Source organism: Alphaproteobacteria bacterium, assembly GCA_033344895.1.
Taxonomy (GTDB): Bacteria; Pseudomonadota; Alphaproteobacteria; order UBA8366; family Aestuariispiraceae; genus Pacificispira.
The window spans coordinates 1195575-1220195 of record JAWPMN010000001.1; the positions used below are offsets into that span (position 1 = coordinate 1195575).

A 24621-nucleotide genomic window follows, 5' to 3' on the forward strand; every position below is an offset into this window, starting at 1 on the left:
GATGCGGCAGCCGGAATGGCGCCCCATCGAGGAGTCGTTCAGGAGAACCGGAATGAACAGCGGATCGACCGTCGTAACCTCCCCGCCCCGAGTCCGGCGGCGGATCGCCCTTGCGCTTGCCGCCGCGATTGCCCTGTCGCAGACCAGTTGCACGACGGGGCAGGAAAACCTGTCGCGGGAGGACAAGATTGCAATCGGTGTGATCTCGGGCTTCGTCCTGGGGGGCGTGCTGGGCTATCAGATGCTGGGAAGTGGCTCCAGCCGGATGCTGTTCGCCGCAGCCGGCGCGGCCGGCGGCGCCTATGGCGGCAAACTGCTGGCGGAACGACTGACCCAGTATGACAAGACCGCCATGCATGACACGGCATACAACACGTTGACCTCCGGCGCGACCGGCGAGACCGCGACCTGGCAGAATGCCGATACCGGCACCCATGGCAGCATCACGCCGACCCGGACCTATCTCGATACGCAGGGGCGCATCTGCCGGGAGTACGATGCACAGATCTCCGTCGACGGGCAGGTCGTACAGGGGCGCGAGACAGCCTGCAAGGCGGAGGCCGGGCATTGGGTCGTCTTCCCGACCAGTGGTTGATATCAACCCGACCCGCCAGCCCCCCACGTCATAAGAAAAAAGGACCGCGTCGAAACGCGGCCCAAGTTTAGGGAGGAAACGCCCAATACGGACGCGGCGTTGCCATTGGCTCGGTTCGCGTCGCAACATGACTAGGCGGATCATGCTGCACCGCAAAAACTGACAGATAAATCATTCTGTTTCAAGGATTCTTGCCGTATTGCACCGCACAAATTTTAGGCACGAACCCTGAAATCTGGCGCAATTCTCAACATCCAGGGAACGACAAGCCCGGATTTCCGGGTCGCCTGCGAGAAAGTCATGCTATGGATCACACAGTGTCTCTGCCGAGCTGACATGGGGAGCAGGCGTTGCGACTGCCTAAAATTCGCGCATTCCTTGGCGCAACTATCATCTTCCTCGGGGCGCTTTCCGGCACTTGCCAAGGGCAAGGACTGCCCCTGTCGGCCGCCCGGGATCTGGATTCAGCACTGATCCTGTTTGCCCTTGCCCTCCCGGCAGAGCGACAGCACCTGGTTGATCTGGGCCCTCAGGCGTCGCCGGTTCCACTTGATGGTTTTCTTCCCGCCGGTCCCAGCCTCGGCCCCGGAGAGGGCATTCGCGGCCAGATGACCCTGCCGGCGACGTCACTGACGACAGCCTGGCTGGGTCAGGACAGTGAAGAACGCATCGTCCTGCCCGAAACCCGGGTCTCTCTGATCGGTCACGGGGACCGGTTGGTGCCCCTGGCCGACGCGTCCGCCACCGTCATCGACCAGCGCGGCAAGACACTGCTGTTCGGCGTCGGTCGGATCTGGCGCGAGGCACGGGACGGTGGACGCTCCCGTGCGCTTCTGCCCGTCGCCCTTGTGGACGGCCGCACCGGCGACGTCAGAAACGGGCTCGCGCTGTTCCGCTATGGCGACCGGCAGCCGATCTCGCCAGTCCTGTTTCAGTTCTCCCAGGAAACGGCGCCCCGTCGATCGGCGGACGCCTGGGGCACCGTCGCGGCGGATTTCACGCCGGGGGCTGTCCCCGGCGCGGAAACCCGAATTGCAGCCTATGAATCACGCCAGGCAAGCGCCCCGGACTACCGCGACTGGTCCGACCTGAACACAGATGAGACCATAGCAGGGTATGACGGACCACCGGGCCAGGCCGGGGCGGTATCGGTCAGTGCCTTGATCATCGACAGAACAGTCTATCTGACGGGGTGCAACACACGTCATGGCCCCTATCCCTTCTGTCGCCAGATGCGCCACGGAATCCATTCTCTTTCTTCCGCCTTGCTGGCAATGCCCGTAGCGGCCCATGCCGTGCGATGGGTCGGCGACGGTTTCCTGACCGATCGAATCCGCGATCAGGTTCCGGAATTCGACGCCCATCCCCAATGGCGAAAAGTTCGCCTCCTCGATCTGCTCAACATGACATCCGGCCTCGGCGAGGTTACGCCGACCCGAACACCGGATTTCGTTGTAGCGGATACGGATCCGACTGCGCGGGCCATCCGCAGGGCGCAATCTGCGCAGGAGAAACTCGCTGTAGCACTATCGTTTCCAAGCTATCCGTGGACACCAGGCGAGGTCTTCCGGTTCAGGCTGGCCGACGGTTTCGCGCTGGCCCTGACCCTGGACCGGTTGTCGAAAAACAGGTCTGTCGACGGCCTCGGTCTGCGCGATGGGCTCATCAATCGGCTGTTCAAGGCGATCGGAATTCCGCGCGGCCATATGCGCGTTTCCGTCGGCGTCAGCTCGGAAGACCGCATCCCCGATATCAGCGAAGGCTTCTATCCGACCACCGGCGAGATCGCGCGGCTCGCATTATTGCTGCGGGCCACCCAGGCCAATGTCCGACGGACTGTTCTGAACACCGAGATGGTCCGTCAGGCATTGAGCGATGACAGGGAAATCGGATTGCCGACGGGACTATCACATCCCGCGGGACCCGGCCGATATCATATGGGGTTCTGGCGGTTTCCGGTCGTCATGGAGCCGGGATGCCTGAAATTCATTGCCGCCGGGCGCGGATGGGGCGGCAGTGTCGTGCAGTTCCTGCCCCAGGGCATGGTGGCGATCCGGATTGCCGATGGCGACCCGGAGGACCCGACGACCCGCGACACGTCCGACCTGCGCCGGGTCGCCCACAAGCTCCGCCCCTTCTGCGGCCCTGCGAAGGGCTGACCTACATTTCCGGTTCGGCGATGCCGTTCTGACGGCAGGCGGCCGTGACCGTGTTGCGCAGCAGGCAGGCGATGGTCATCGGACCGACCCCGCCCGGCACCGGCGTGATTGCCGACGCAACCGACCTTGCACTGTCGAAGTCGACATCCCCGACCAGTCGCGTGCCGCCTTCGGGTTTTTCGATCCGGTTGATACCGACATCGATGACCACGGCCCCCGGCTTCATCCAGTCGCCTTTGACCATTTCCGGACGGCCGACCGCCGCAATGACGATGTCTGCCTGCTTCACCTCACCCGGCAGATCCGCCGTGCGGGAATGCGCTACCGTCACGGTGCAGCTTTCCTGCAGCAGCAGATTGAACATCGGTTTGCCGACGATGTTGGACCGGCCGATGACAACGGCCTTCTTGCCGGACAGCGAACCACCGAAATGGTCGCGCAGCAGCAACAGACAGCCCAGCGGTGTGCAGGGCACCAGAGCGTCGGAACTGCCGGTGTTCAGGCGGCCAACATTGACGACGTGAAAGCCATCAACATCCTTGTCCGGATCGATCGCGGCGAGCACGGCCTGCTCATCGATCTGCTTCGGAAGCGGCAACTGAACCAGGATACCGTTGACCCGCGGATCGTCATTCAGCTCACGGACCTTGGCCAGCAGATCGTCCTGGCTGGTCGACGCATCCATCTTGTACTCGAAACTCTGCATGCCGGCTTCCAGGGTCTGCTTGCCCTTGTTGCAGACATAGACCTGACTGGCAGGATCCTCACCGACCAGAACCACCGCGAGGCCCGGTGTGACGCCGTGGTCGGCCTTCAGCGCGGCCACCGCGCCCGCGACCCGTTCGCGCAATCCCGCTGCAAAGGCCTTCCCGTCGATGATCTGAGCGTCCGCCATGTCCTGTCCCCTTCCTGATGGTCCTGTTATTCAATCTTCGCATCCGCCCCCGTGAGCCTCAGCGCCGTGCAGATGCGCGCCGCCAGATCGTCCGGGTTCCCTGAGATCGCGACGACCTTAGTGCGATCCGTCGCGCCTGAAACCACTTTCAGCGACGTTTTCGGGCATCTGAACGTCTTTGCCAGCAACCGGACCAGCGCCGCATTGGCCTTTCCATCGGCCGGCGGCGCCGTCACCTGAACCTTCAGCAACCGTGTCGCACCGGGCCCGTCCGAGGGTCCGGCGATTCGGTCCGCCGCCGCCCTGGGCGACAGCCTTACAGCCAGCCGCAGCCCGCCGCCTCCGTCGCGACGCAGCATGCAGGATCACATCATCCGCATGGCCAGATTGGCGAGAACCTGCTGCAGGAAGAACAGGATCAGCAGAAGCACGATAGGAGAAAGGTCAACCGGCCCGAGATCGGGCATGACACGGCGGATCGGTCGCAACGCCGGTTCGGTGACACGATAGAGGAAATCGCCGATCGTATAGACGATACGGTTGCTGGTATTGATCACGTTGAACGCGACAAGCCAGCTCAACACCGCCGAGGCGATAATCAGGTAGATGTAGATCTGGATGGCCAGATTAATGACCATGAACAACGGTCCGATAATGACATCCATCTTGCTAAACCCGCCCTAATTGTTCGATCCGGCCTGTATCGCCCCTTTGGCAAACAGAAATAGGGCCCTGGACGAAGAACCGCAAGACATGTCGCCTTGAATGCCAGTGTCAGGGCCGATTTCGCGACTTGACAGACGGCATCGCCGCGACGATATTCCGCCGCGCTTTCGGGGGTCTCCCCCGACGGTGATATTGGGGCGGTAGCTCAGCTGGGAGAGCGTCGCGTTCGCAATGCGAAGGTCGGGAGTTCGATCCTCCTCCGCTCCACCAACGAAACCCTCCGGGACGACCGGAGGGTTTCGCATTTTCGGGCCCGAGCCGGAGGGGGTCCGAACCGGAGGGGGTCGGAACCGAGGGCCCGATCAGTCGGCCGTCAGGAAAGGCTTCAGCGCCGCCATCTGGGCCTCGACATCGACATCCAACTCCGACGTGATTTCCAGTTCCCGGTCTTCGAAAACGTCCCTGTCCGGAAAACGCGCCTGCCATGCCGCAACCGCCAGATCGCGCTGCTCCAGCAAATGGCGGATCTGCGGACGGAAAAGACGAATGACACAGGTCAGCCAGATATTGGTCGCCCAGGACGGGAAGGTGTGATCGATCTCGAAACGGTCGATCATGCGAACCATCTGATCAGCGGGATACCAGGTTTCATCCGTGACCCAGCGATTTGTGGTGAACAGTTTCGACGCGTAGCCCTTCTTGTCGCAGGACACCGCGACAATATGGGCACCGATGCGATTGGCATTGGCCTTTTGCGGCGGATCGACCTGCTGCGGCTCCACGCCACCGGGCATGCCCTGATAGCGCAGGAATGTATGAAAGTGCCCGTGCTCGCCCGGACGTTCATCCTTGGGGTGCGCGTGGTAATAGTACTGGGAATGGGTCTCCCAATCGATCGCATCGCCCTTCGGATAGTGGTTCCACTGATAGAAGGTCCCCTGATGACGGAGGACCTCTCCGACCACGTTGCTGGATGTCTTGCGCAGGACCCGTTGACAGTTCAGCACCGTTTCGCCGGCGTCCCGCATGACCTTCAATTCGGATTGCGGCAATTGCGCCAGGGCCGCTGACAGATCCAAGGGTCGCAGCGGGCCATCGGTCTGCTCGGCGTCTCCCTGGAACTGTTCTGCCGGTTCGCTCATCGCGGCATGTCCTTCGAACATGGAACTTCCCTCGGACAATTGTTTCATCAGGATATCGGGGGCACAAGGCCCGTCCGGCACAGATCCCGGCGCGAAGAAGGGGCGCCCGCAGGACGCCGGCACCCCTTCCCGTTTTTCAGCGCCTGTCGGGAATCAGCCCGCGACCGCGTCCGGATTGTCGGCCCCGCTGCCACACGGATTGCAGGGGTTGCACGGGTTGCAGGGATTCTTTGCCGCGCAGGGATTGCACGGGTTGCAGGCCGCCGCGCAGGGATTGCAGGAACCACTGCCGCACGGATTGCACGGATTACAGGGGTTACAGGGATTTTTCGCGGCGCAGGGATTGCACGGATTGCACGCCGCAGAACAGGGATTGCAGGAACCGCTGCCACAAGGATTGCACGGGTTACAGGGGTTCTTCGCTGCACACGGATTGCACGGGTTGCAGGATCCCCCGCCCTGGGCTTCGGCCGTCGGATTGGCCGGCGCCGCGGCGACCGCATCGGTCAGTTCGACCTCACTCTGGCTCGCCTGGGCGTTCAGCGCGAAGCCGGCCCCGGTCATCAGCACCATCGTGGTGGTCAGCAGATTGGTCTTGAAGCTCATTGATTCTGTCCCTGAGGTTGATCTCGATCGTTCAGTTGGCACCGGCCCCTCGCCAAGGCGACGCCCTGCTCATGGATCGGCCCAATGGGGCGAACAGAAAAATGCCGCGTCCCGAAGCGCCGATCCCATTCAATCGGTACCCCGGAACGCGACCAGGACAGAATCAACTCCCCTCACGTTGGTGTGACGGATGCGGAGCAGTGGTTCAGGCGGCCAGTGCTGCGATTTCGGATTGCGCCTTTTCCGCAGCCGCCTCGTCGGCGACCTGCTGGCCGGCGGCAATGACGGTCACGTCGGTGATACCGACAAAGCCCAGAACGAATTTCATATGGGTCGTCGCGAAATCGGCATCCGACCCGATCTCGACCCCGCCGGACGCGGCGACGATGTATCCCTTCTTACCCTTCAACAGGCCCTCGGGACCGGCTTCGGTATACTGGAAGGTTTCGCGAGCGCGGGCGATCTGATCGACCCAGGCCTTCAGCGCCGCGGGAATACCGAAATTGTAGATCGGTACACCGACGACAATGATGTCGGCCGCTTTCAGTTCCGCGACCAGCGTATCTGAATGGGCCAGGGCCGCCCGCTGCGCTTCGTCGCGGGCTTCCGGGTCGGTGAAATTGGCACTGACCCAGTCCGGATCGATCAGCGGCGTTACGGTCTGTGACACGTCGCGTTCGACAATCGCCAGGTCGCCATGCTTGGCCCGCAGGCTGTCGATCAGATCACCGGTCAATTTCCGTGTCGTCGATTCCGTGCCACGGGCACTGGAATCGATGCGCAGAACGGTCGGGGGACGCTGGAACTTGGATGTTGCCTGGGTCATGATCACTGTCTCCTTCTCTGGAACCATGGGCGCCGGGCGCTGGTTCGGTGTTGTCCTGAGAAGGAGATTGGCTCGACCGCCGAAAAATATAATCATCGTAAAAATAACATGATTGTTTCCTAAACAACCCCAATAAGCCACCTTTGTTGGCGATCGCGAATCGGGTTTCCTGAATCGCTGTCGGCTCGAAGGATCGATATCGCCCGACCGACCCTGCAAGGAGCGCACATCATGCCATTCGAACTGTCCATCGCGGCTGCGATTGCCGGGGGCGGAGTCGCCCTGGGATTTGCCCTGGTCTGGGCGTTCGTTCTGCGCGCGCGAACGGGGCAGATCGAAGACCTGACGGACATGCTGGAAGAAACCCGCTCCGCCCTCGACAACTGCCGGGCCGACCTGTCCGCTGCCACGGCACGCGAACAGTCCCTGCGCGAAGAACGCGACATCCTGCGCCAGGAACGCCAGGAACTGCGCGAGCGGGCGGAGAGCCTGGTCCGCGATCTGACAGACCGCCGGGTCGAAGTCGAGAACCTGCAGACGACCCTGGCCGGTGAACGCAAGGCCCATGCGGAAAAGCGCGAAGAACTGAACAATGTCCGCGACCAGATCGAAAAGGATCTGAAGGTCATGATGGGCACGCTGCTGGAAAGCTCTTCGAAATCCTTCCTGGAACGGGCACAGGAGGTGATGAAGACCCAGCAGGAAAAAGGCGAAACCGGCATGCAGGGACTGGTCGGCCCGCTGAAGGAAGCTTTGGGGCAGTTCCAGAAGCAGGTTTCGGAAATGGAGACCCGGCGCAAGCATGACGAAGGTCAGTTGATTCAGCAGATCCGGCACATTTCGGACAGCCATTCGAAGCTGAACGACACGACGACCAACCTGGTCAACGCCCTGCGCAGCGCCCCCAAGACGCGCGGTCGCTGGGGCGAGCAGCAGTTGCGTACCGTGCTGGAACTGGCCGGCATGTCCGAATATGTCGACTTCGAGACGGAGAAGCATTTCGCCACCGAGGACGGCTCCCGCCGCCCGGACGTAGTGCTGCGCATGCCGGGGGACCGAACCCTGGTGGTCGACGCCAAGACGTCCCTGAGTGCCTATCTGGAAGCGATGGAGGCCGATAGCGACGAGCGGCGCGAAGCCAAACTGGCCGAACACGCGCGCCAGATCCGGACCCATGTCGATCAGTTAGGCCGCAAGGAATACTGGAAGAACCTGCCGACCAACACGGTGGATTTCGTCGTCATGTTCGTCCCGGGGGAACCGATGTACGCCGCCGCCATGGCCCGCGACCCGGCCCTGTTTGAAGATGCCTGGGACAAGAAGGTGATCGTCTGCTCCCCGACCACGCTTCTCGGACTGGCCAAGGCGATCGCCTATGGCTGGCGCCAGGAAAAGGCGTCGAAAGATGCCCAGAAGGTTCATGAGGTCGCGACGGAACTCTACCGACGCATGGTCAAGCTGGGCGAGGATGTGGCGGGCATGACGAAGTCGCTGCAGAGCCATGTGAACAAGCACAACAAGTTCGTCGCCAGCCTGGAGAGCCGCGTCCTGCCCCAGGCACGCAAGATGACCGACCTTTCCGTTGGGGACAGTCACGGCACGATTCAGGATCTTGAACCCATCGAGCAGGATGTCCGCGCGCCGCTGCCCGACCGGGACCTGGAGCTGCCGCTTCCCGCACCGGAGGACCACGAAGCCGCCGAATAGGCGGACGATATCGCGGGATTTGCCCGTTTTTCATAAATCCGAAATACTGCGCGGTGTAGGTTGGCGCCGTTTCGGAGGGGCGGGTTTACTCAGTGTCGTCGACGTCGCGTCGGAAGCATCTCATCTGGATTTCGATCCTGGCCGGCCTGACAGCCGCGGCCATGGTGCTGCTTTTGAGCTGGTCCATTGCACTGTCGGATGCGTTCGACGACCTGCGTCTTCGCTATGACGGGTTCGAAGGGCGCGTCCGGGAGATCGCGGACGAGAATCGCAAGCTGTTCGACATGCTGGAACGGATTCCCGATCCGCCCTGCAGCGAACCCTTTCTGACCGCCATGCGTACCGCGCAGTTCCAGGCCGCCCATGTCCGGGATATCGGATACCTGGAAGATGACTGGCTGCTTTGCTCCTCAACCGGCGGCGTCCTTCCGGAACCGTTCAAGGACGAGATGGAAACCATCATGCTGCCGACGGGCGAGCGTCTGCTGATGAACGTTCCGCTGGTCGTCACCCAGGGCGTGATCCAGGGCCACATCGTCTTTTCCGGCAATTTCAACATCGTCTTTCGGCGCGATTTCCTGAATTCCGCGCTGGAGTATGACGCGCATTCCACGGTCTATGTCCGGGACCGCGAGAACACCTTCACCCTGCTGCACGGCGATGCACGCAATCCGCCGCCCGACACGATGGCGGAAAGCATCGGGATCGAAGACGGCCGCCTGACCCTGTCGGGGTGCAGCGATGCCGTGCGCGGAGCGCTTTGCGGCACCTTCGCCCTGCCGCTTCTGGCGCCGATGCGCGATCCGGTGACGACCGGACTGACCATCATTGCGGCATTCAGCGCGGGGATCGCGGCGGCCGGCATCTGCTTTGCGCGGCTGCGCAAGTTGAACCGCTTTCACAGAAGGTTCCTGCGCGGCTTCCGCTCATCGCGCTTTGAATGCCGTTACCAGCCCTTCGTCGACGCCAAGGACCACCAGACCCTCGGTTGTGAGGTCCTGGTTCGCTGGCGGGACGATGACGGCAGCATCGTGCCGCCGGACGCGTTTCTGCCGATTGTGCGCAGCAAGGGGCTGGGCGACGACCTGTTCCGGTTCGTGGTGGAACGCACCTTCCGCGATCTGGACCCGCTGCTGAAACAGAACCGCCTGAAGGTGTCGTTCAACGTCAACCCGACCGAATTCCGGACCGACCTGTTGCTGAGCACCCTGCTGCCCTACCGCGAAAGCCATCCGGAGACCGAGATCGTCGTCGAGATCACCGAGGATGAACTTGCCAAGGCCCATGAGATCCGCAGCGCAGCCGGCGTCCTGCGCGGCCACGGCATTCGCGTGTCGATCGACGATTTCGGCACCGGCTATTCCTCGCTGAGTTATCTGGCGGACCTGCATCTAGACGAGCTCAAGATCGACCGCAGCTTCGTCATGGGACTGGAGGCGGACACGATCCGGGCGGAGATCGTCACCCGCATGGTGCAACTGGCCGGGGCCCTGAACACCACCATCGTCGCCGAAGGAATCGAGACCTATGAACAGGCCCAGCGCCTGACCGAAGCCGGCGTTCACGAATTGCAGGGCTATTTCTTTTCCAGACCCATGGAGCCGGACGCCTTCATCCAGCGGGTCCGCGGCGAACGCGCCACACCCGCCGCCTGACACCGTCCGCGCGCCTTGCCTAAGACGGCGCGAAGCGCGACAGTTTCTCCGACAAGGAGAAATGCCCCATGAGCCAGTTCGAACTGACCCCGGAACAGATGGAATTCCGCGAACGCGCCCGCGCCTTCGCCCGGGAAACAGTGGCCCCACGCGCGGCGGAAGTCGACCGGACGGAGGCCTATCCCTGGGATATCGTCGAGGCCATGGCCGCGGAAGGGTTCTTCGGCATGACCATTCCCGTCGAACATGGCGGCAAGGGGGCAAGTTTCCTGGACGCGACCTTGCTGATCGAGGAAATGGCCAAGGTCTGCGGCGTGACCGGGCGTATCGCGGTCGAGGCGAATATGGGCGCGATCTCTGCCGTCATGCAGTATGGCAGCGACGCACAGAAGAAGGCCTGCGCCGAGCGGGTTCTGTCCGGCGACAAGCCGGCGATCTGCATCACGGAACCGGATGCCGGGTCGGCCGCCACCGAAATGTCGACCCGTGCCGACCGGCGCGGCGACCGCTACATCGTGAATGGCGGCAAGCATTGGATTACCGGCGGCGGAGTTTCCAACACCCACCTGATTTTTGCGCGCGTCTTTGACGAGTCTGGAGAGGATCAGGGCATCGGCGGCTTCCTGGCCTTTCGGGATGAGGCCCCCGATGGGCTGGTCATCGGCAAACGGGAACCGACCATGGGGCTGCGCGGCATTCCCGAAACCGAAGTCCTGTTCAACGATCTGGAAATCCCGGCCGAACGCGTGGTTCTGCCGCCGTCGGGTTTCCGGCGCGGTTTCGCCGAGCTGATGAATGCCTACAACTCACAGCGTTGCGGTGCCGCGACGGTTGCGTTGGGTCTGGCGCAGGGGGCCTACGAACTGGGCATCGACTGGCTGAAGGAACGCGAACAGTTCGGTCGCCCCCTTGCCGAGTTTCAGGGCCTGCAATGGATGGCGGCCGACATGTCGATCCAGCTGGATGCCGCGCGGATCATGATCCATCGCGCGGCGGCGAGCGCCGATCCCTTCCCGGACCCGCTGATGGCGGCACAGGCCAAGGTCCTGGCGTCGGAATCGGCCATCAGAATCACCAATGACGCGCTGCAATTCTTTGGTGCGCGCGGCTATTCCAGGAACCGGCCCATGGAACGGATCGCGCGCGATGCCCGCATGTTCACCATCGGTGGCGGCACGGCACAGGTTCTGCGGACCCTGATTGCAGGTCGCGTTCTGGACATGAAGACCCCGCAAACCCGCGACGGCTATTCCAAGCTGGCTACAAAACAGACTTCCAGAGCCGCCGCAGAATAACTCTCAACGGAAAAGCAAGATGACCGATACCCCGTTGCCGCTGGACGGCGTCCGCATACTCGACCTCAGCCGGATTCTGGCGGGCCCGACCGCAACCCAGTTGCTGGGGGATCTCGGCGCCGATGTGATCAAGGTGGAGCGCCCCGGCGCAGGCGACGACACGCGGAAATGGGGCCCCCCGTTCGTGACCGGCGATGGCGGGGAGCCGACGGATGAAAGCGCCTATTATCTGTCCGCCAACCGGAACAAGCGGTCGATCACCGTCAATCTCGCCAGCGCCGAAGGGCAGGCCCTGATCCGTCGCCTGATCCCGAAATGCGATATTCTGGTCGAGAACTACAAGACCGGCGGGCTGAAGAAATACGGCCTGTCCTACGACGACCTGAAGGATGATTTCCCATCGCTGGTCTATTGCTCGGTCACCGGTTTCGGTCAGACCGGCCCCTATTCCAGCCGTGCCGGATACGACTTTCTGGCACAGGGTCTGGGCGGGATCATGTCGCTGACCGGACCGAAGGACGGGCCGCCGATGAAATGCGGCGTCGGGATCGCCGACGTCATGTGCGGCATGTATGCAGCGACCTCGATCCTGGCCGCGCTGCGGCATCGCGACCGTACCGGCCAGGGCCAGCAGATCGACTGCGCCCTGCTGGACACCCAGGTCGCCTGGCTGATCAATGAAGGATGCAATTACCTGCTTTCCGGTAAGCGTCCCAAACCCCAGGGGAACGAGCACCCGAACATCGTCCCCTATTCCGTCATGGAATCCAGCGACGGCTATTTCATTCTCGCCGTCGGGAACGATTCCCAGTACCAGAAATGGTGCGAATTTGCCGGGGCGTCGGAGTTGGCAACGGATCCGCGCTTCGCGACGAACTCGCTGCGTGTCCGGAACCGCGAGGCCCTCTACGCCGCCATGCCCGCCTATACCCGACTGAAGACCTCTGCCGAATGGATCGACGGCCTGGCAGCGCGCGGCGTCCCCTGCGGTCCGATCAAACATGTCGATGAAGTCTTCGAAGACCCGCAGATCGTCGCCCGCAACATGCGGGTCGACGTACCGCATCATCAGGCGGAATCCGGCACGGTGCCGCTGATCGCGAACCCGGTGAAGTTTTCCGAAACACCGGTCCGCTACCGCCATGCACCGCCGACCCTGGGCCAGCACACCGAGGAAATCCTGAAGGAGGTGCTGGGCTGCGACGAAGCGGAGATCGCCGCCCTGGCGGAGACAGGCGCGATCACGCCCGGTGTCTGAACGGAAGTTTGCTCCTGACAATGTTCCTGACAGAATGCTGTCAGGAGGGGTGGCGTAAAAGACGCGGCATCGAAAACCCAACGGGAGACAACCCATGCCGTACACGCCGATGAATTTTGTTGTTTGGACCGAAATCCCTGTCAGTGATCTGGACAAGGGAACCGCCTTCTACAGCGATGTCTTCGGTATCGAAGTAAAGAAGAATGACGATGGGCCGAACCCCATCGCCATGTTCCCGACCTGGGACGATACCGGCGTCGCCGGACATCTCTATGTCGGTAAGCCGGCCAAGGATGCGTCCGGGCCGACGATCCATTTTGCCAGTCCCGGCAAATTGGAAGACACCGTCGCCAAGGTCGCCCCGGCCGGCGGCAAGGTGGTAAGCGATCCGATCGAAATTCCGCCTGGCCGCTTCACCTATTGCCAGGATCCGGACGGGAACTCCTTCAGCATCTTCGAAGCGAAGCAGGAGTAACCGGATGCGACGCGCCGACCGCCTGTTCCAGATCGTCCAGCATCTGCGGGGCGGTCGGCTTGTCACCGCTGCGAAACTGGCGGAATGGCTGGAAGTATCCGAGCGCACGATCTATCGCGATATCTCCGACCTTCAGGGCTCCGGCGTGCCGATCGAGGGCGAGGCCGGCGTCGGCTATGTGATGCGCGCAGGGTACGATCTGCCGCCACTGATGTTCACGCGGGACGAGGTCGTCGCCCTGGTCGCCGGGGCCCGCCTTATCCGCGCCTGGGGCGGGGCCGCCATGGCCCGCGCCGCCGAAGAGGCCCTGATCAAGATCGAGACCGTGCTGCCGGACGAGGCGCGGGAGCGGGTCGCGCGGACGGAAATCCATGCCTTCGCGGTCGGGATGACGCCGGAGATCAGAACGCGGATAGACGCGCTGGATCTGGCAACCGACCGGCGGCAGCGTATCGAACTGCGATACCGCGACGAGGCGGGGCGGGAGACCCTTCGGACCGTTCGGCCGCTGGGCCTGTGGTTCTGGGGCAAGGTCTGGACCCTGATCGCCTGGTGTGAGATGCGCGACGATTTCCGCATGTTCCGCGTCGACCGGATCGCCGAACTGACCGATACCGGCACGCGGTTCAAGCCCGAGCGTGGCTGCACCCTGACCGATTTCTATCGCGCCATGGAATCCGAAGGCCATTCAAGGCCCGGCTGCGATCCGCCCTAAAGGGATCGCACCGAGCGCAGGAAGTCGGTCACCGACTGGCTGAGCCGCCCCGATGCGCCGGACAGTTCGTGCACGACCTGATCCAGGCGTTCCGCCGCGCCGGCAGTCTGATCGGCAGAGTCGCTGACCGCCCCCATCGACTGGGTGATTTCCTGTGTCCCCGCGGAGGCCTGCTGCACCGTCCCGCTGATTTCACGGGTTGCGGCGGTCTGTTCCTCCACCGCCGCGGCGATGGCACCGGCCATTTCAGCGACCTGACCGATTGTGCTGGCGATACGCTGGATGGCATCCACTGCGCCGTCCGTATTGTTCTGCACCGTCTGGATCTGGGTCGAGATTTCCTCCGTCGCCTTGCCGGTCTGCCCCGCCAGCGCCTTGACCTCGTTCGCCACGACGGCGAAGCCCTTGCCGGCCTCCCCGGCGCGGGCGGCCTCGATGGTCGCATTGAGGGCCAGCAGATTGGTCTGTTCGGAGATGTCATTGATCAGGGAGATCACGTCACCGATTCGCTGTGCGGCCTCCGACAGGGCACCGACGGTCTTGTTGGACCGGCTCGCATCTTCCTGGGCATCCATGCTGACGCGGGTCGATTGGGTCGCCTGGGACGAAATCTCCTGAATTGAGGCCAGCAACTCCTCCGTTGCCGCGGACACGGTCTGCATGTTGCCTGAGGTCTCGTCGGCCGCGCCGCGGACCGTCTCGGCCTGCTGCCGGGTCGAACTGGCAATGCTGGTCAGTTCGGCGACGGAGTCCTGCAGGCGCTTCAGGACAGCACTGATCTCGTCGACGACGCCGCTGACCGTGGTGTCGAACTCGACGGTCAGTTTTTCGATCTCGGCGGCGCGCCGACGCTTTTCCTCATCGGCGGAGGCCTGTTCTTTCGCCAGACGATCGGATTCCGTGAGGTTGATCTTGAAGACCTCAAGAGCCTTGGCCAGACGCCCGACCTCATCGCCGCGCGAGGTATGCGGAATTGCGACGTCCAGTTCCTGATCGGCAAGACGCGCGGTGGCATCGGTCACTTCCAGGATCGGCCGCGAGAGAGCCCGCCCGATCCAGAAGGCCAGGCCGACTGAGAGGACCAGCACGACGGCCAGGGCCAGGATCGACCCGATTTGATAGAATTCGAAGAACGCGTCCGATTCGGATATGGCGGCCCCAAGGTTGTCGCGCTGCAGCGCCGTCAGCTGATCGACGGTCTTCAGGACCTTCTCCAGATAGGGCCAGCCCTCGCCGGTGCGTTCGATCTCGATCGCCGTGTCGCGTTCGCCGCTCTTCATGGTCAGATCGATCTGACGCTGCAGAACGTTGTCCCGCCAGGCGTCGATCGTCTCCCGGAATGTCGCGGCCGCATTGGAAAGTTCCGCATTGCCCGCACTCAACGACGCCAGTTGATCCAGACGGTCGTCCAACAGCGCACTGCGCTCGTCATAGAGCTTGGTCAGGTAGTCGTCCTCGGTGACGATAATGCCGCGAACCAGGGCCTGAATATCCAGGGTGTACATCTGGACTTCGCGCAGGACGACCGTGCGTTCCCATTCGAGATAGGTGCCCTCGGCCGTGTTCCGAAGCTTGTCGCTCTGCAGGATATTGAAGATGCCGTAGGCGAGAACGATCACGACGATGACGCCGAACCCTGCGAACAGTTTTCGGCTGATGGTCCAATCCGAAAAACGCATGTTACCCCCAAGAAATTCCCATGGCCTTTTGGCAACTCTAACAGGAAATGCTGAACGATTGGTTTAAATTAGATATCTGACCCACGGAATACCCTGGCCGTCCGGGTGGGGTTAACCATAAATCCATTTCAGGAGTGCGTCCGTCTGTTTACCATGTATCGTGAAAGCGCATTGAGTACGAACTGTTGAAAGGCCACGGATGGCAGAAGAAGCGAAACCGCCGGAAAGCGACCCGAGGGACAGCCTGCATATGCTTCCCCTGTCGATGATCCCCATCGACACACCGGTCTTGCGGCGCGCCCTTCTGGTCAAGAACAACCGGCTGGAAACCGCTGTGGAAATGTTCTCCGGCGCTGAATCGGGCAGCGGCCACATCTATCCGGCCGATCTGAAGGACAGCTTTCCGGAAGTCGATCAGGACACGCTGGATTCCGATGTGAAGAAGATCCGGAAGCTGGCCCTAATGCCCAGTTTCGATGTCTATTCCTGCCGAATCTCCATGCGATCCCTGGGCATCGAAGTGAACAATCAGCAGGACCTTCGTCTGTCGGATGAAAAGAATCTGGAACTGGCCGACCGCATGAAGGAGTTCACGCGCCCGTTGATCCTGCAGGTCTTCGGCGCGGAAATCGGTGGCACGGACAGCGCCTCGGACCTTATCGGATTACTGCGGAACCCCGACAAGGCAGAGGCGATGCGGCGGCTGAACAGGCTGGCCGAGGAATTGAAGATCAATGTCACGGAAATCCCGAACTTCATCGAGGATTACGGCGATATCTTCCTGTCGCTGGCCTATTTCCGGGACCGGCTGGACCATGTCGTGCCGATCATCGACAATTTCCTGGGCTGGCTGGATGAGTTGCGCGAGACGTGGATGATCAAGAATGATCGGCCCAAGGACAAACTGCTGACCGCGGTCAATGCAGACCTTTCCGATATTTCCGGGTCGATCACGGGCCGGTTCGAAAGCTTCGACCGAAAGACCAAGGATTTCTGGGACGACATCTCCGCGGAGCGGTTCCGTGAAGTGCGCCGGCTGATCACCGATCACCATGTGACCGTGGGGGGCGTGCTGTGCGGCCTGACCCTGAAGATGGATCACTGGAACAAGAGGTTCACGAAGAAGAACCCGGGCGGCCCGCAGGCACGCCTCGAGTTCATCATGGGGGAGATCCTGCCCGGCCTGGACCAGATCAAGCGTCTGGAACAGCGGGCCGGCAGCGTCCGGAAATAGACGTTCGGTCTGCGTTACTGGCTGATCGAAATCAGATAGGCCGCGACGTCGGCCGCCGCCTTCTCATCCCGCAGACGATAGGTCATGGACGTGCGCCCGCGCGCGGAAACGCCGGCTTCCTCATTGAACTTCTCCAGAAACCCTTGCGGGTCCTGGACATAGGCGGCGATGTTTTCCGGTACCCAGACCAGTCCGGCGTCGGACGACGCCTGCAGGATCTTGGAATAGCGCGGGAAGTTTTCGGCCTGTCCGGCAGCCCGATTGCCGACGCCATGCAGGGACGGCCCGGTCTTCCGCTTGCCAGGTTCCAGCGAATGACAGGTATCGCAACGCGTTTCGAAAATCTTCTGGCCATTGGCCAGATCCGCTTCCGCCAGGGCCGGCGTGGCAAGACTGGTCAGAAACGCGGCGGCAAGAGCGGCCTTCAGGGCGGCGGTGTGGGTCATACTGAAGCTCCCGGCAGGTAATCAGTGTAGATATGAGCATATAGGGGCCGCCCCCGCCGGATAAACCAATGGGGCCTGCGGCAAATCGTTCAGGCACAAAGGCTGAATTGAGAGACGGCCACCTTCAATCGCCGCGGGTCGACCGATACGGCGCCGGGAACCGGCATTCCCTCATCGGTCATCCGCAAAGGCGGATCGACCAGATCCGTCGCGTAATACCGGTCCGTGCCCCCGACATCTCCCGGCACAGTGCAGCCTGGCAGTGCCGCGACCGCGATATTCGCCGCACGGGCAATGCAGAAATCGTGCATCCCGCCGACCATGACCGCCAATCCCGCCGCACGGGCCAGATCGTGCAGCTTTCGCGCCTGCCAGGGTCCCCCGACATGGGCGGGTTTCAGGACGACGGCCCGGCACGATTTGAGGGCAAGAGCTGTTTTGAGGTCGTTCTCGGACTGGAGGCTCTCGTCCAGGGCGACCGGCGTACGCATCCGTGCCTGCAGCACCGCATGATCCACGAAATCGTCCCATCCGAGCGGCTGTTCCAGGAGGGTCAGATTAAAGGCGTCCAATCCCGCCAGATCCTCGGCATCCGCCAGACCGTAGGCGCTGTTGCCGTCCGCGGTGAGTGCAAGATCCGGATAACGTTTCCGCAATGGGGCGAGAATGGTTCGATCACGTCCCGGCGCGATCTTGACCTTCACCCGGCTGTGTCCAAGGGCCAGCGCCTCATCGATCTGATCGAACAGATCCTCGGCCCGCTCCGGCAATCCGAAGGTCGCGCCGGCCGGGACATGCCGTGCCGTCGCACCCAGCAGCTTCGCCATGCTGGTGCCGCGATGTTGCGCGATCAGATCCAGCGCGGCGGTTTCCAGCGCGTGCTTCGCAAACAGGTTTCCTTTTACCGGCGCCATGGCCGCCGCCGCGGAATCCGGATGATCTAGGACGGTTCCCATGAGGCGCGGGATCAGGTGATGACGCAACGCATCCAACACGGAATAGACATTTTCCGGCAGATAGAGCGGCGCCAGCGGCACCGGCGCCTCGCCCCACCCGGTCAGCCCGCCGGCCCGCAGCGCGACGATGGGATGAGTTTCACGCTGAACCGTCTCGTTCGCGCTGGAGAACGGCGTCAGCCTGTCCTGGGTGAGGGTCCAGACTTCCGCCGCCTCAATTTTCGGCGCCCCGTTCATCCCCGCCGGCTCACAGCAGACTGGGCAGGAAAAGCGATAGAATCGGAAAGAACAGCAGCAACAACATCACGAAGAAGTCGGAAATCAGGAAGTAGCTGACGCCCTTGAAGATCCGCTCCAGCGGAATCTTGTCGCCGACGATGGATTTGATCACGAAGACGTTCAACCCGATGGGAGGGGTCACCAGACCGATCTCCAGCAGCTTGACCACGATGACGCCCCACCAGATCAGGTCCAGGCCATAGGCTTCAACGACCGGCAGCGTGAGCGGCAGGGTCAGAAGGATGATGCCCAGTGGATCCAGCATCATGCCCAGCACGATGTAGAGCAGCGCGATCAGTCCGATGACCAGGAAAACCGAAAGCTCCGCCGCCGCGATCCAGTCCGTCAGTTGCGTGGCGACATTGGTCAGCGCGATGAAATTGACGAACAGCTTGCCCGCGATGGCGATGGCGAACAGCTGGGCGGACTGAGTGACGGCTTCACGCAGTGCCTCGCCAATTCTGGAAAGATCCAGCCGGCGCAGGACCAGACCGAGCGCCAAAGTGGCGACGGCCCCGACCCCCGCGGCTTCGGTCGGTGTGAAGGCGCCCAGATAGATGCCCCCGATGATCACTGTAAACAGCAGCAGGATCGGCCAGCACCGGGCCAGAGCCTGCCCGCGATTCGCCCGCGCGGTTTCCACATCCGGCTTCGGTGCTGCTTCGGGCCGCAATCGCACCCAGACCATGACCACCAGGACATACCCGATCAGCGACAGGATGCCGGGCACTGCCGCCGCAAGGAACAGCTTGGCGATGGATTGTTCTGCAAAGACCCCGAAGATGATGAAAAGGATCGATGGCGGGATCAGCGATCCCAGCGTCCCCCCGATGGCGACCGATCCTGAAGCCAGGGTGCGGGAGTAACGGCTCTGCAGCATTTCCGGCACGGCAATGCGGCCCATGGCGGCAGCGCAGGCGACGGAAGACCCGCTGATCGCACTGAACCCACCGCAGCCGACGATCGAGGCAATGGCAAGACCGCCCGGCATTCGGGCCAGCCACACCCGGGCTGCGGAGTAGATATCCGTCGTGAACCCGGCCTGGAACGCCAGATGTCCGATGAAGATGAAGAGCGGCACCGTCGACAGCGCATAGGAATTGATGAAGTCGATCGGTGTCGTCGACAGCAGGGAGCCGACGGGTCCGAGGGCGGCCGAAAACGAAAACGGCAGCCAGGGTGTCCAGGCATAGGCCAGCAGCATGCCGCCCGTGGCGACGCTTCCCAGGGCGATGGCGATGGGTACGCGAATGGCCAGTAGGATCAGGACCAGTGCGAAGCCCAGATAACCGATCAGATGTGGGTCCATGTCGAAGAATCTCTAATCGTCGGCCTGTGGCCGATTGCGCCAGACCAGCAGATCGCCGATCGCACACAGGCCGAGGCGAAGCGCGAACAGCCCCATGCCGAGGCCGAAGATCACCTTGACCGGCCAGACGGGAATGGACAGCTGACCGTCGTAGTAATGGTTTTCGGCGAAAGCTTGCGGCACCGACTGCACCGTCAGAATGGCAATCGACCCGAACAGCAGGAACCCGATCACATTACCGAGCAGCAGACCGGTCTTGCCGACACCGGGCGGCAGCCGGTCGGTGATCACGGTAACCGCGATCTGCCCGCGATCGCGCTGGACATGGGCCAGCGGCAGACAGACCACCGCGACCATGGCCAGGCCGACCATCAGGATATCGTCGGGCAGGGTGACACCGATCTGTTCGCGGGCCAGAACACTGGCCGTGATCAGTGCCCCCATGGCCAGGAGGACGATCCCCGCTACGAAGGAAAGTCCACGCTCGACCCGGTCCAGTATGCGGTCCAGGGTACCGAGCCCGCCATCGGGCCGCAGACTCGGCATCCCATCATTGGTCCCGCTCACGGGAGTTACTGCTTGGCCCAGGGATAGCCCTGCGCCTCCAGATCGTTCCGGTACTTGATCACGGCCTCGTCGAAGGCGGCGAGCAGCCCGTCCGCGTCAAGCCCCTGGTCCCGGGCGCCTTCCAGCCAGCTCATGCCGGCCAGCTCGGCGGATTCGATCAGGGCCTTTCTCATGTCCTCGGCCCCTTCGTGTTCGGTGATCGTGTTGCCATCGACGCCCTCGCGCAGCTTCTCGAGAATCTCAGTACGAGATTCATACATTTTCTGCGCCAGGTACAGTGTCGCGTCGCGTCCGAGCTCGGTCACGACTTCCTGCTGTTCCGGGGTCAGGCTCGACCAGGTGCGGGCATTCATGACAATGCCCCAGCCAAGATTCTGGCCCATGTCGATCGTCGTCAGGTGCGACGCGACTTCATACTGCTTGTAGGAATTGATGACGTAGGCGTAGCTGGCCGTGGCGTCGATCGTGCCGGTGGACAGTGCCTGATAGACGTCGGGCTGGCTCATGGAGACCGCGGCGGCGCCGTTGGCTTCGAAGGCCTTGCCGAAGTTTCCGGTGGCCCGCAGTTTCTTGCCCTGAAGTTCTGCCAGGGTCGTGATCGGCTCGCGGCTCAGGAGCTGCGTCGGACCGGTCGTGAAGTTGGCAACATAGCGAACGCCCTGATCGGCGAAATTGGCAGCAGCCTCTTCGTTCTGGGTCATCAGCTCATAGGTCGCCATCATGCCGACATACTCGTCGCTGATCTGACGCACGTCGGACACCCGCCACGCGGTCAACTTGCCCGGCTCATAGACCGGCACGACCGACGCCAGATCCGCAACGCCGCTGCCGACACCGTCGATGGCGTTCTTGGCCCCCAGCAGCGTGCCGCCCCAGGTCACGTCGAGACCCAGCTCGCCGCCGGTACGTTCCCGCAGTTCGGCATCCATCCACTTGATCGCTTCGGCACGGGTTCCCCGATCCGGACCGAAATCGGCATAGCGCAGCTCGCGGGTCTGCGCCTCGGCCAGCGTGGAACCGGCAAACAGAGCCGCGACGGAAAAGGTAACGGTCGCAAGTCGACTGATACGAGACATCATTCTTCCTCCCATTGATGGTAATTGTAGTCTTTCTTGATCTTGGGGGCGCGGAGGCCCCGGCACTCATCCGTGACTGCCGCCGCAGCAATTGCCCGGCAGAACCGGCGCCGAAACGCCACTGTGTTCGCAGCATCCGCCCTTCCACCAATCGGCCCCGGCCCCGTGGCAGTACTTGCCGTCGGCCTCGACCATTTTCATGAAAAGCGGGTGATAGTTGCGGCAGACTTCCAGTTCCGTCTTGACCCAGTGCAACGGGTCCTTGGCGTAGTGGTCCCAGTAATCGCCGGCCATGTTGATCCCGGGCACGGCCGGGTTCCAGCTTTCGTCGAGCCACATTTCCGGATCGCCGTACTTGGCGCACATCTTGCGGATTTCGGGATCGTCGAGCGCCAGCAGGCGGCCGTTTTCGATGATCGGTTCGTTGTCGCCTTCCCGTTCCGTCATGTAGGTCGGGAAATAGAGATGCAGATGCCAGTGGCCGACCAGATTCCCCGCACGCGCAGCCTGACGTTCCGCCATTGAGGAAATGATCGTCCCGAAGCCCATGTGAATGACGCCGGAGCGCACCCGTTCGTACAGGCAGTTCACGAAACCGGACGGAAAATCCTTACGCGGACGGTGAACATGCGGGTTCGTCCCGATCGACGCCTCCCACCAGTACATCAACCCCTTGTCCGGGAAGGTCGGATACTGGACGTCCTTCGTCTTTTCCATCACCTCACGCAGCTTGCGCCCGAACTCGCCGCCTTCGTTGATCTGCGTGATCTTGGAGTTCTCGACGATCAGCTGCGTCCAGTCGCAGGGCGCGATATGGTTGGTCGTCCCGGCAATGACGCCGCAGCCGTCCTCCTTGAACGGATGGAACATCCATGGGCGACCGGTGATATGGCCGGGCAGGTAGGTCTTGCCGAAATGCTCGTTGCCGGTCCAGGTCGCGGCGGTCAGCTCCGGATTGTAGAATTCCCGGTTCGCATCCCAGTATTCGGCATGGTTGGTGAAGGAGATATCGGTCCCTTCCGGATCGGTGATCCGTGCCCGCTTGGCGCTGCGGATCCGGTCCCAGGTCCAGCGGTCCATCGCATTGACCACCTCAATCGGCATGGCATGCGCCGGAGAGGCCAGAATTTCCGGGGTGATGAAGGGCATACGCTGAATCTTGATGAAGCGTTCGGCCAGCACCGGACCGCCATAGCCCATCAGGATCTTGTCGTATTTCTGCTTCTTCTCCTCTTCCTCCCACATGTCCATCCATTCCGCCAATTCCTTGGTGCGGAACAGGTAATAGTCGACCTCGTCGGCGCCGACCCACTGGGGCACCGGACCACGGTCGATATACTTGATCTCGTATTTCACCTTGTACTTTTCGAGGATCTTCTTGCAGGCCTCGATGGTCAGGTCGCTGTGCCAGTTGTCGACACGCAGCATGACCCGCTCGCCTTCCTTCAGGTCCCAGCAGGCGTTGAGGCCGTGATTGTAGGGGCGCCTGGCGACATGCTCCAAGTAGGGCAGCAACTGATCGGACGAAGTAACCTCGACAAAGGGCGGACAACGCGGCGGGCGCGATTCCTTCAGGGGCGGCCTGTCGAATTGCGGTATGGTCGGCGCCTGCTTTTCGTCGGCGATGCTGTCCGGCATTGTATCGGTCCTCGTTTCCTCGTCACAAACCAGCGTCTCACTTTGCTGATCGCCACTAATTGCATGCAAAATGATCCCGATCAACCTCAAAACCGTTTTCTTTTCGGCTGGAATTGATAAATTGCATGCACAACGGAGGGTTTAATGGCAACGCAACTTGACCAGATCACCCAGAACCTGCGCGAGCTCGTGCTGGAGGGGGCCTACGAGCCCGGCGCGGCGGTTCGCGAGGTTGCGGTCGCTGAGAAACTGGGCGTTTCGCGTACCCTGACCCGACTGGCGATGGCGGCGCTGGAACAGGACGGATTGTTGCTGCGTGAACCGAATCGCGGCTTCCGCGTACGCACCTTCACCCTGGACGAAGTCGCCGACGCCATTGAGGTGCGCGGCGAGTTGGAGGCGCTTGCGGCACGGCAGGCGGCCGAACGCGGCATCCCGAAGGAGCTCGCGGAAAGATTGCGTGCAATCCTGGATGAAGCCCACGCCCTGGCCCAGGAGGGTTTCAAGGAGCTTTCCAACCGGTCGCGCTGGATCGACCTCAATTGTGCTTTCCACAACGGGATTGTCGAAGGGTCCGCCAACAAGGCACTGGCCCCGGCGCTGGATCATATCTGCCGAGTACCATTGGCGGGGCCACGGGCCATCGTCTTCAACAGGACCGTGCCCGATCAGGGAATCGCGCAGTTGCGTGCCGCGCATGACGATCACGAACAGATTCTCGACGCAATTCTCAATCGACAGGGTCAGCGTGCCTCCGCCCTGATCCGGGAACACGCCTATCGCAGCGGACGCAACAAGCGGGTGAACTTCGACGCCCTGCAGCAGACCGCGGTCTGGCCCGCCCTGCCCGGCGTGGCCCTGGTACGGCGCGCGGGCAACGAATGAGACAACAGGGATAGGGAACGACCATGGCATACACGCTGCACGACCTCGCCGATGATTGCCGCGAGGCGCTGAAATCAGGGGAGTCCCCCGAGGCGCTGACGCAGGTTCGTGATTTCGTTCGAAAGGCGCTCGCCGATCCCGATTTCATGGCCGCGAACCTGCTCAACCGGGAGCCACCGCCGGAGCGAGACGTAATCCATGAGGACCCGGATCTGGGGTTCTGCATCTGCGTCCACATCTATGCCGATGCCAAACCCGGCAGTCCCCATGACCACGGTTCGACCTGGGCAATCTACGGCCAGGGCGAGGGCGAGACGGAGATGACCGACTGGCAGGTCATACGGCCCGCCGCCGGCGATCGTCCGGCCCTGGTGGAAAAGACCCGGACTTACACACTGAAGCCTGGTGATGCCCATATCTACCCGACCGGCGCGGTCCATGCGCCGATCCGATATGGCGCGACGCGCCTGCTGCGCATTGAGGGCACGAATACCGACCGCATTCAGCGCACGCGCATTGAAGTCGCCTGACACCCAATTGCGCGGGAAATCCCAATAG

Annotated in this window: 24 protein-coding genes and 1 tRNA gene; 13 read left to right on the plus strand and 12 right to left on the minus strand. The window is 62.3% G+C overall.

Annotation, left to right across the window (positions count from 1 at the left end):
* The first annotated feature begins 52 nt into the window (after positions 1-52).
* Complete coding sequence (locus R8L07_05835; protein ID MDW3205047.1) at positions 53-595, plus strand: RT0821/Lpp0805 family surface protein; 543 nt, start codon at positions 53-55, stop codon at positions 593-595.
* 350 nt (positions 596-945) lie between these two features.
* Entirely contained in the window at positions 946-2754 is a 1809-nt protein-coding gene (locus tag R8L07_05840; GenBank protein ID MDW3205048.1) for a hypothetical protein, read from the plus strand.
* 1 nt (position 2755) lies between these two features.
* On the opposite strand, the gene folD is transcribed toward R8L07_05840, so the two are convergent.
* The 3 genes from folD to R8L07_05855 are packed head-to-tail and all read right to left on the minus strand — an operon-like array spanning position 2756 to position 4287.
* Positions 2756-3649, minus strand: a complete 894-nt coding sequence (gene folD, locus R8L07_05845) for a bifunctional methylenetetrahydrofolate dehydrogenase/methenyltetrahydrofolate cyclohydrolase FolD (protein MDW3205049.1) — start codon at positions 3647-3649, stop codon at positions 2756-2758.
* A gap of 26 nt (positions 3650-3675) precedes the next feature.
* Positions 3676-4008 carry a DUF167 domain-containing protein gene (locus tag R8L07_05850; GenBank protein ID MDW3205050.1) on the minus strand — a complete coding sequence of 111 codons (333 nt, stop codon included), beginning with the start codon at positions 4006-4008 and terminating at the stop codon, positions 3676-3678.
* Positions 4009-4014: 6 nt separating this feature from the next.
* On the minus strand, positions 4015-4287 hold the full coding sequence (locus R8L07_05855) for a YggT family protein (protein MDW3205051.1): 273 nt from the start codon (positions 4285-4287) through the stop codon (positions 4015-4017).
* A gap of 222 nt (positions 4288-4509) precedes the next feature.
* Between R8L07_05855 and R8L07_05860 the strand changes: the two genes are divergently transcribed.
* Positions 4510-4585: transfer RNA gene (locus R8L07_05860), tRNA-Ala, on the plus strand.
* 92 nt (positions 4586-4677) lie between these two features.
* On the opposite strand, the gene R8L07_05865 is transcribed toward R8L07_05860, so the two are convergent.
* Positions 4678-5457, minus strand: coding sequence for a hypothetical protein (locus R8L07_05865; GenBank protein ID MDW3205052.1), 780 nt, complete (start codon positions 5455-5457; stop codon positions 4678-4680).
* 19 nt (positions 5458-5476) lie between these two features.
* Here R8L07_05865 and R8L07_05870 point away from each other — a divergent pair, with 19 nt between their 5' ends.
* On the plus strand, positions 5477-6250 hold the full coding sequence (locus R8L07_05870) for a hypothetical protein (GenBank protein ID MDW3205053.1): 774 nt from the start codon (positions 5477-5479) through the stop codon (positions 6248-6250).
* Between the two features lie 18 nt (positions 6251-6268).
* Here R8L07_05870 and R8L07_05875 read toward each other — a convergent pair whose 3' ends face one another.
* A complete protein-coding gene (locus R8L07_05875) occupies positions 6269-6889 on the minus strand; it encodes an NAD(P)H-dependent oxidoreductase (GenBank protein ID MDW3205054.1) in 621 nt (206 codons plus the stop codon).
* Positions 6890-7120: 231 nt separating this feature from the next.
* On the opposite strand from R8L07_05875, the gene rmuC reads away from it, so the two are divergent.
* From rmuC to R8L07_05905, 6 genes are all read left to right on the plus strand, one after another.
* Complete coding sequence (gene rmuC / locus R8L07_05880; GenBank protein ID MDW3205055.1) at positions 7121-8596, plus strand: DNA recombination protein RmuC; 1476 nt, start codon at positions 7121-7123, stop codon at positions 8594-8596.
* A 92-nt stretch (positions 8597-8688) separates the two neighbouring features.
* Positions 8689-10251: an EAL domain-containing protein gene (locus R8L07_05885; protein MDW3205056.1), complete on the plus strand. Its 1563-nt coding sequence runs from the start codon at positions 8689-8691 to the stop codon at positions 10249-10251.
* Positions 10252-10319: 68 nt separating this feature from the next.
* Positions 10320-11546, plus strand: a complete 1227-nt coding sequence (gene acdA, locus R8L07_05890; protein ID MDW3205057.1) for a 3-sulfinopropanoyl-CoA desulfinase — start codon at positions 10320-10322, stop codon at positions 11544-11546.
* A 19-nt stretch (positions 11547-11565) separates the two neighbouring features.
* Positions 11566-12804: a CaiB/BaiF CoA-transferase family protein gene (locus R8L07_05895; protein MDW3205058.1), complete on the plus strand. Its 1239-nt coding sequence runs from the start codon at positions 11566-11568 to the stop codon at positions 12802-12804.
* A 94-nt stretch (positions 12805-12898) separates the two neighbouring features.
* Complete coding sequence (locus R8L07_05900; protein MDW3205059.1) at positions 12899-13279, plus strand: VOC family protein; 381 nt, start codon at positions 12899-12901, stop codon at positions 13277-13279.
* A gap of 4 nt (positions 13280-13283) precedes the next feature.
* On the plus strand, positions 13284-13994 hold the full coding sequence (locus R8L07_05905) for a YafY family protein (GenBank protein ID MDW3205060.1): 711 nt from the start codon (positions 13284-13286) through the stop codon (positions 13992-13994).
* Here R8L07_05905 and R8L07_05910 read toward each other — a convergent pair.
* A complete protein-coding gene (locus R8L07_05910) occupies positions 13991-15673 on the minus strand; it encodes a methyl-accepting chemotaxis protein (protein MDW3205061.1) in 1683 nt (560 codons plus the stop codon). The two genes, R8L07_05905 and R8L07_05910, sit on opposite strands and share 4 nt — an antisense overlap.
* A gap of 199 nt (positions 15674-15872) precedes the next feature.
* On the opposite strand from R8L07_05910, the gene R8L07_05915 reads away from it, so the two are divergent.
* Positions 15873-16907, plus strand: coding sequence for a hypothetical protein (locus R8L07_05915; protein ID MDW3205062.1), 1035 nt, complete (start codon positions 15873-15875; stop codon positions 16905-16907).
* A gap of 14 nt (positions 16908-16921) precedes the next feature.
* Here R8L07_05915 and R8L07_05920 read toward each other — a convergent pair whose 3' ends face one another.
* The 6 genes from R8L07_05920 to R8L07_05945 all read right to left on the minus strand — a co-directional run bounded on the left by R8L07_05920 (position 16922) and on the right by R8L07_05945 (position 23178).
* Positions 16922-17353 (minus strand): c-type cytochrome, encoded by a 432-nt coding sequence (locus R8L07_05920; protein MDW3205063.1) that lies wholly within the window; start codon positions 17351-17353, stop codon positions 16922-16924.
* Between the two features lie 89 nt (positions 17354-17442).
* Positions 17443-18546 (minus strand): o-succinylbenzoate synthase, encoded by a 1104-nt coding sequence (menC, locus tag R8L07_05925; GenBank protein ID MDW3205064.1) that lies wholly within the window; start codon positions 18544-18546, stop codon positions 17443-17445.
* Positions 18547-18556: 10 nt separating this feature from the next.
* Positions 18557-19897 (minus strand): TRAP transporter large permease, encoded by a 1341-nt coding sequence (locus R8L07_05930; GenBank protein ID MDW3205065.1) that lies wholly within the window; start codon positions 19895-19897, stop codon positions 18557-18559.
* A gap of 12 nt (positions 19898-19909) precedes the next feature.
* Positions 19910-20443: a TRAP transporter small permease gene (locus tag R8L07_05935; protein MDW3205066.1), complete on the minus strand. Its 534-nt coding sequence runs from the start codon at positions 20441-20443 to the stop codon at positions 19910-19912.
* A 26-nt stretch (positions 20444-20469) separates the two neighbouring features.
* Positions 20470-21543, minus strand: coding sequence for a C4-dicarboxylate TRAP transporter substrate-binding protein (locus R8L07_05940; GenBank protein MDW3205067.1), 1074 nt, complete (start codon positions 21541-21543; stop codon positions 20470-20472).
* Positions 21544-21606: 63 nt separating this feature from the next.
* Entirely contained in the window at positions 21607-23178 is a 1572-nt protein-coding gene (locus R8L07_05945; protein ID MDW3205068.1) for a hypothetical protein, read from the minus strand.
* 144 nt (positions 23179-23322) lie between these two features.
* Here R8L07_05945 and R8L07_05950 point away from each other — a divergent pair, with 144 nt between their 5' ends.
* Together R8L07_05950 and R8L07_05955 are read left to right on the plus strand one after the other, a co-directional pair.
* A complete protein-coding gene (locus R8L07_05950) occupies positions 23323-24063 on the plus strand; it encodes a GntR family transcriptional regulator (GenBank protein ID MDW3205069.1) in 741 nt (246 codons plus the stop codon).
* 23 nt (positions 24064-24086) lie between these two features.
* The gene (locus R8L07_05955; protein ID MDW3205070.1) at positions 24087-24593 is read left to right on the plus strand and encodes a hypothetical protein; all 507 of its coding nucleotides are present in this window, start codon (positions 24087-24089) and stop codon (positions 24591-24593) included.
* Positions 24594-24621 lie beyond the last annotated feature (28 nt).

Coding starts and splice junctions, on each gene's coding strand:
- R8L07_05835 (MDW3205047.1), top strand. CDS start 53: ATGAACAGCGGATCGACCGTCGTAACCTCCCCGCCCCGAGTCCGGCGG.
- folD (MDW3205049.1), bottom strand. CDS start 3,649: ATGGCGGACGCTCAGATCATCGACGGGAAGGCCTTTGCAGCGGGATTG.
- R8L07_05850 (MDW3205050.1), bottom strand. CDS start 4,008: ATGCTGCGTCGCGACGGAGGCGGCGGGCTGCGGCTGGCTGTAAGGCTG.
- R8L07_05855 (MDW3205051.1), bottom strand. CDS start 4,287: ATGGTCATTAATCTGGCCATCCAGATCTACATCTACCTGATTATCGCC.
- R8L07_05865 (MDW3205052.1), bottom strand. CDS start 5,457: ATGAGCGAACCGGCAGAACAGTTCCAGGGAGACGCCGAGCAGACCGAT.
- R8L07_05870 (MDW3205053.1), top strand. CDS start 5,477: ATGGAACTTCCCTCGGACAATTGTTTCATCAGGATATCGGGGGCACAA.
- R8L07_05875 (MDW3205054.1), bottom strand. CDS start 6,889: ATGACCCAGGCAACATCCAAGTTCCAGCGTCCCCCGACCGTTCTGCGC.
- rmuC (MDW3205055.1), top strand. CDS start 7,121: ATGCCATTCGAACTGTCCATCGCGGCTGCGATTGCCGGGGGCGGAGTC.
- acdA (MDW3205057.1), top strand. CDS start 10,320: ATGAGCCAGTTCGAACTGACCCCGGAACAGATGGAATTCCGCGAACGC.
- R8L07_05895 (MDW3205058.1), top strand. CDS start 11,566: ATGACCGATACCCCGTTGCCGCTGGACGGCGTCCGCATACTCGACCTC.
- R8L07_05900 (MDW3205059.1), top strand. CDS start 12,899: ATGCCGTACACGCCGATGAATTTTGTTGTTTGGACCGAAATCCCTGTC.
- R8L07_05905 (MDW3205060.1), top strand. CDS start 13,284: ATGCGACGCGCCGACCGCCTGTTCCAGATCGTCCAGCATCTGCGGGGC.
- R8L07_05910 (MDW3205061.1), bottom strand. CDS start 15,673: ATGCGTTTTTCGGATTGGACCATCAGCCGAAAACTGTTCGCAGGGTTC.
- R8L07_05915 (MDW3205062.1), top strand. CDS start 15,873: ATGGCAGAAGAAGCGAAACCGCCGGAAAGCGACCCGAGGGACAGCCTG.
- R8L07_05920 (MDW3205063.1), bottom strand. CDS start 17,353: ATGACCCACACCGCCGCCCTGAAGGCCGCTCTTGCCGCCGCGTTTCTG.
- menC (MDW3205064.1), bottom strand. CDS start 18,546: ATGAACGGGGCGCCGAAAATTGAGGCGGCGGAAGTCTGGACCCTCACC.
- R8L07_05930 (MDW3205065.1), bottom strand. CDS start 19,897: ATGGACCCACATCTGATCGGTTATCTGGGCTTCGCACTGGTCCTGATC.
- R8L07_05935 (MDW3205066.1), bottom strand. CDS start 20,443: ATGCCGAGTCTGCGGCCCGATGGCGGGCTCGGTACCCTGGACCGCATA.
- R8L07_05940 (MDW3205067.1), bottom strand. CDS start 21,543: ATGATGTCTCGTATCAGTCGACTTGCGACCGTTACCTTTTCCGTCGCG.
- R8L07_05945 (MDW3205068.1), bottom strand. CDS start 23,178: ATGCCGGACAGCATCGCCGACGAAAAGCAGGCGCCGACCATACCGCAA.
- R8L07_05950 (MDW3205069.1), top strand. CDS start 23,323: ATGGCAACGCAACTTGACCAGATCACCCAGAACCTGCGCGAGCTCGTG.
- R8L07_05955 (MDW3205070.1), top strand. CDS start 24,087: ATGGCATACACGCTGCACGACCTCGCCGATGATTGCCGCGAGGCGCTG.